Source organism: Kitasatospora sp. MY 5-36 (genome assembly GCF_001182915.1).
In the GTDB taxonomy this organism is placed as follows: domain Bacteria; phylum Actinomycetota; class Actinomycetes; order Streptomycetales; family Streptomycetaceae; genus Kitasatospora.
Genome location: NZ_LFVW01000174.1, coordinates 1 through 4615, shown reverse-complemented (window position 1 = coordinate 4615; position 4615 = coordinate 1). Strand labels below are relative to the sequence as shown.

5 protein-coding genes and 1 pseudogene are annotated in these 4615 nt (G+C 75.3%); 1 reads left to right on the top strand and 5 read right to left on the bottom strand.

The annotated features are described in order from the left end of the window. Positions 1-67 precede the first annotated feature (67 nt). The 3 genes from AE652_RS13135 to AE652_RS13125 form a co-directional block, all read right to left on the bottom strand. Positions 68-1504 carry an endonuclease/exonuclease/phosphatase family protein gene (locus tag AE652_RS13135; RefSeq protein ID WP_049651500.1) on the bottom strand — a complete coding sequence of 479 codons (1437 nt, stop codon included), beginning with the start codon at positions 1502-1504 and terminating at the stop codon, positions 68-70. Between the two features lie 363 nt (positions 1505-1867). Then, positions 1868-2134, bottom strand: a complete 267-nt coding sequence (locus tag AE652_RS13130; protein ID WP_049651499.1) for a metal-sensitive transcriptional regulator — start codon at positions 2132-2134, stop codon at positions 1868-1870. A 106-nt stretch (positions 2135-2240) separates the two neighbouring features. Then, entirely contained in the window at positions 2241-2588 is a 348-nt protein-coding gene (locus AE652_RS13125) for a PRC-barrel domain-containing protein (protein WP_049651501.1), read from the bottom strand. Positions 2589-2827: 239 nt separating this feature from the next. Here AE652_RS13125 and AE652_RS13120 point away from each other — a divergent pair, with 239 nt between their 5' ends. Continuing rightward, on the top strand, positions 2828-3658 hold the full coding sequence (locus tag AE652_RS13120; RefSeq protein WP_369808290.1) for an SAM-dependent methyltransferase: 831 nt from the start codon (positions 2828-2830) through the stop codon (positions 3656-3658). Between the two features lie 39 nt (positions 3659-3697). Here AE652_RS13120 and AE652_RS13115 read toward each other — a convergent pair whose 3' ends face one another. Then, a complete protein-coding gene (locus AE652_RS13115) occupies positions 3698-4375 on the bottom strand; it encodes a response regulator transcription factor (RefSeq protein WP_049651497.1) in 678 nt (225 codons plus the stop codon). After that, a pseudogene (locus AE652_RS13110) lies at positions 4372-4615 on the bottom strand (hypothetical protein); the annotation flags it as partial. The gene AE652_RS13115 and the pseudogene AE652_RS13110, both read right to left, overlap by 4 nt.

Sequence of the window (4615 nt, the reverse complement as noted above, 5' to 3'; positions counted from 1 at the left end):
GTGCGGCGGGAGAGCTCGGGCATGACGAACTGGCCTCTCGGAGCTGGGAGTCGGGGAGCCTGGGAGCTCAGAGCTGGAAGGTGGCGACCGCGGCGGCGGTGTCGGAGGGCCACTCGTTGGCGGCGGAGCCGGGCTCGGGCTGCGGCCAGCCGACGGCCAGGGTGTGCGCCTCGACCAGCTTCAGCGGGCCCGCGTACTGGACGTAGTCGGTGCGGTCCTGCGGCTCGGGGCGGTCGCCGCGCCGCTTGCGGGTGGGCGACCAGGTCGCACCGGGGGCCTTGACCGGGTCGCGGTTCTCCTCGCGGAAGGTGTCGGTCAGTCCGGCGCCCTGGAGGGCCACGGTAACCGGCCAGGCGAGCGCGCCGACCCCCTGGTGGGCGGCGGCGGTGGCGGCCGTCCAGTCCCGGTGCGAGGGCGAGGAGAGCGCACCGGCCAGCACCACCGGGGTGCGCCGGGCGATGTCCGCGCGGACGGCGGCGGCCAGCGCCTTGGCCTGCCTCAGCCGCAGCGAGCCGTTCTCGGCGGCCTCCACCTCGGCGGCGGTCCGGCCGTCCTGGACGGCGTACGGGCCGTAGCCCGCCTCGTCCAGGTGGGCGGCCCAGAACCGGACGGTGCGGCCGCCGGGCAGCCGCAGGGTGGCCGCGGCGGCGGGCAGTTCGGCGGTCGGCGGGGTGACGTCGGTGAGCGGGTGGCGGCTGAGGATGCCGACGCTGCCCGGGCTCTGGTAGGCGTACCAGCCGAGGGCGTCGGCCAGGGTCCTGGCCCGCTCCCCCGCGGTCTCCTGGAGGGCGAGCACGTCCAGGCCCTGGGCGAGGACCACGCGCAGCTGCTTCTCCAGTGCGTCGGTGTGGGCCGAGCCCGCGTCGTGCAGGTTCCAGCTGGCGGCCTTGAGGCGCGGCGGGGCGGCCGGGTCCGCCACCGGGACGAGGACGGTGACGGTGTCGGTGGCACCCCCGCTGTCCTTGACGCCGACGACCACCGGCTCGGGGTTCCGGCCGGGGGTGGCGGGGGCGGTGCCGGTGAGCGTGCCGTCGGCGCCGACCGAGGCCCAGGCGGGGCCGCTCACCTTGCGGTAGGTGGCGGAGCCGGCCGGGTTGCCGGCCGGGCGGGACCAGAGGCCGCCGAGCCGGACCGTCACCGCGGCACCCGGGGCGACGGGCGTGGCGGTGAACGCGTCGACGGCGGCGTGCGGGCGGACGACGGCGGGCTTGGGGCGGAAGGTGAACGGCCCGGTGCGGGCCAGGATGCCGTAGCCGTCCTTGGCGAGCAGGTAGGCGGTGTACGGGCCGCCGGTCAGCGCGGAGGTGTCGAGCTGGACGTCGCCCGAGGTGCCCGCGGTGTACTTCCACAGCAGCGAGCCGCCGTTGCCGGGCTGGCGGTCGCCGTCGTAGATGCCGACCCAGTTCTTGGCGTCGGGGGCGTCGGTGCTCCAGTGGAAGGTGAGCCGGTCGCCTTCGGTGGGGTTGGTGGAGGAACTGAACGTCAGGGCGCTGCCTGCGGCCACGGTTGTCCTGTCCGCCGCCCGGGGCCGGACCGCCGGGGGACGGTTCGCCGGGGCCGGGTTCGGCTGGTCACGGAGGCTGGGAGGAGGGGAGCGCACGCAGTTGGCTGTACAACTGCGGGCGGCCCTCATTCACCCGAAGGCCGGCGACCGGCGCGTGAACGACGCATGACGGAGCGTCGGGCGGTACGGGAACTTCGCTGGGCGGGGCCGTCGGCCCGCGGCGCGGGTGTGGTCGCGGGTGCTTCGGCGGGCAGGTTCGCGGATGCTTCCTCCGGTGTTTCCGCCGACATGCCGCGAGGGCCGCGGCGGGAGGATCCGCCCCGGCCCTCGTCGGACCGTACTGTCGAACCGGGTGCCGCCCGGTCAGGCCAGGGCGAGGAAGAGCTTCTCCAGCTCGGCCTCGCTCATCGGCGCGGCGTCCTGGTCGGCGGCGGCCATGCACTGGCGCATGCCACTCGCGACGATCTTGAACCCCGCCCGGTCGAGCGCGCGCGAGACGGCGGCGAGCTGGGTGACCACGTCCTTGCAGTCCCGGCCCGCCTCGATCATCGCGATCACTCCGGCCAACTGGCCCTGCGCGCGGCGCAGCCGGTTCAGGACCGCGCCGACCGCTTCCTCGTCCACCTGCATGTCGGGGCCGCCTTTCACATCGACTGTCGATGGACAAGTGTACCCGGCGGGGTATTCATTCCCGGATGGCGAAAGCCGTGCCCGGCGGCCCCGGGTACGGTTCGGCTCAGCGGCGGGCCAGGCGGCGCTCCCCGCCCGCGCCGGTCGCGTACGGCAGCTCGTAGTGCGCGAACACGGCGGGCTCGTCCTCGGCGGGCAGCACGTCGTCGGTGCCGATCGCCGGGGCCTGCTTGACCTGGTTGCGCGGGTAGGCCACCCGGAGGTAGTCCGGCCCGGCCACCGCCCCGTCCAGCGGGACGAACACCAGGCGGCGCCGGCCGGCGAAACCGACCGTGACCGTGCCGAAGAACGGCTCGTCGCTGGCCGTCTCGACGTAGACCGACTCCAGCGACCCGATGCGGTGGCCCTTCTCGTCGACCACGGCGTGGCCGCGCCACTCGCGGATGTCCGCCATCGCGATGCCCACGGGCCTGACCTCCCGTCCCCGGCTGTTCCCCCGCCCGGACCTCCATCCTCCGCCGGGAGCGGCAGGGGCGCGCGGCGAGCCCGGGAACCCTCCCCGCCCGACGAAAAGGGACATACGGGGGTGACCCGACCAACCGGCACCCGGGCCGTGACCTGGGCTTTAGGCTGTCCGCCAACAGGGCCGCGAGTGGATCGTCCGTGGCGCCCGGGGCAGAGGAGACGGCAACCGTGGGATACGAGAACATGTGGGAGTCCGGCGGGGCCGGGATCCCGGCCGACCTGCGGCCCGACGTGCCGCACCCGGCCCGGATGTACGACTACTACCTCGGCGGGAAGGACAACTTCCCCTCCGACCGCGCCGCCGCCGAGAAGGCGCTCGCCGCCAACCCGGAGTTCCGCTCCACCGCCCGCGCCAACCGCGGCTTCCTCACCCGCGCCGTGCGGTGCGTCGCCGCACTCGGCATCGACCAGTTCCTCGACATCGGCACCGGCATCCCCACGGCCGGCAACACCCACGAGATCGCCCAGGCGGCCCGACCGGGCGCGCGGACCGTCTACGTGGACAACGACCCGATCGTGCTCAGCCACGCCCGCGCCCTGATGGCCGGCTCGGGCCCCGGCCACACCACCGTCATCCGGGCCGACCTGCGCGAGCCCGCCGCGCTGCTGGACGCCGTCCGGGCGGCGGACCTGCTCGACTTCTCCCGCCCGGTCGGACTCGTCCTCGCCGCCGTCCTCCACTTCCTGCGGGACGAGGACCGGCCCCACCAGGCCCTCGCCGCCCTGCTGGACGCCCTGCCCTCCGGCAGCCACCTGGTCCTCTCGCACGGCACCGCCGACTTCATCCCGGCCGAGATCCGCGACCGGGTCACCGGTGTCTACGACAAGGCCACCGCACCCCTCGTCGGCCGCTCCCGCGAGGAGGTCTGGGCCTTCTTCGACGGCCTCGACCTCCTCGACCCCGGCGTGACCACCGTCCCCCTCTGGCGACCCGACACCACCCCCGCCCCCGGCGCCGACCGCGTCAGCATGTACGGCGCCGTGGCCCGCAAGCCCTGAGCTGCGGGGCCGGACCGGCCACCGCCGACCGGGCGGGCCTCAGTTCGGGCGGCCGGGCGGGACCAGGCCGGTCTGGTAGGCGATGGCGACGAGCTGGGCGCGGTCGCGGGCGTCGAGCTTGGACATCGCCCGGTGGACGTGGGTGCGGACGGTGAAGGGGCTGACGAACATCCGCTCGGCGATCTCCTCGTTGGTGAGGCCGGTGGCGGCCATCGACATCACCTCGCGCTCGCGGGCGGTGAGGACGGACAGCCGCTCGCTCGTGGAGGCGGCGGAGGCCGGCTCGGGCTGGGCCAGGAACTGGTCGATCACGGCCCGGGTGGCGGCGGGCGAGAGCAGTGCCTCGCCCGCCGCGACGGTGCGGACGGCGGCGAGCAGCTCCTTCGGATCGGCGCCCTTGCCGAGGAACCCGCCGGCGCCCGCGCGCAGCGCCTGGGCCACGTACTCGTCGATCTCGAAGGTGGTGAGGATGAGCACCCGGGTGCCGGACAGCGCCTCGTCACCGCAGATCTCGGCGGTGGCGCCGAGGCCGTCGGTGCCGGGCATCCGGATGTCCATCAGTACGACGTCGGGCCTGGTGGCCCGGGCGAGTTCGACGGCCTCCCGGCCGTCGGCGGCCTCGCCGACCACCTCCATGTCCTCCTCCGCGTCGATCAGCAGCCGGAAGGCGCCGCGCAGCAGGGCCTGGTCGTCGGCGAGCAGTACCCGGATGGTCATGCGTGGTCCTTCTCCTCTCGGACCGCGCCGTCCGCTCGGGCGGCGCCGTCCTGTCCTTCGGCTGGTGTCGGGCGATCGGCTGGTGCCGGGCGATCGGTGCGGGCGGCGCGCGCGGCCCTGGCGGCCCGGGCGACGTCGGCGGCGGTGAGGGCGCCCACGGACTCGGGGCCGTCGTCGCGGGCGCCGGTGCGCAGCGGCAGTTCGGCGGTGACCAGGAAGCCCCCGTCGGACCGCCGGTCG

What these genes read in the sequence shown, in the direction of transcription:
- AE652_RS13115 (WP_049651497.1), bottom strand. Translation starts at nt 4,375, where the DNA reads ATGACCATCCGGGTACTGCTCGCCGACGACCAGGCCCTGCTGCGCGGC.
- AE652_RS13125 (WP_049651501.1), bottom strand. Translation starts at nt 2,588, where the DNA reads ATGGCGGACATCCGCGAGTGGCGCGGCCACGCCGTGGTCGACGAGAAG.
- AE652_RS13130 (WP_049651499.1), bottom strand. Translation starts at nt 2,134, where the DNA reads ATGCAGGTGGACGAGGAAGCGGTCGGCGCGGTCCTGAACCGGCTGCGC.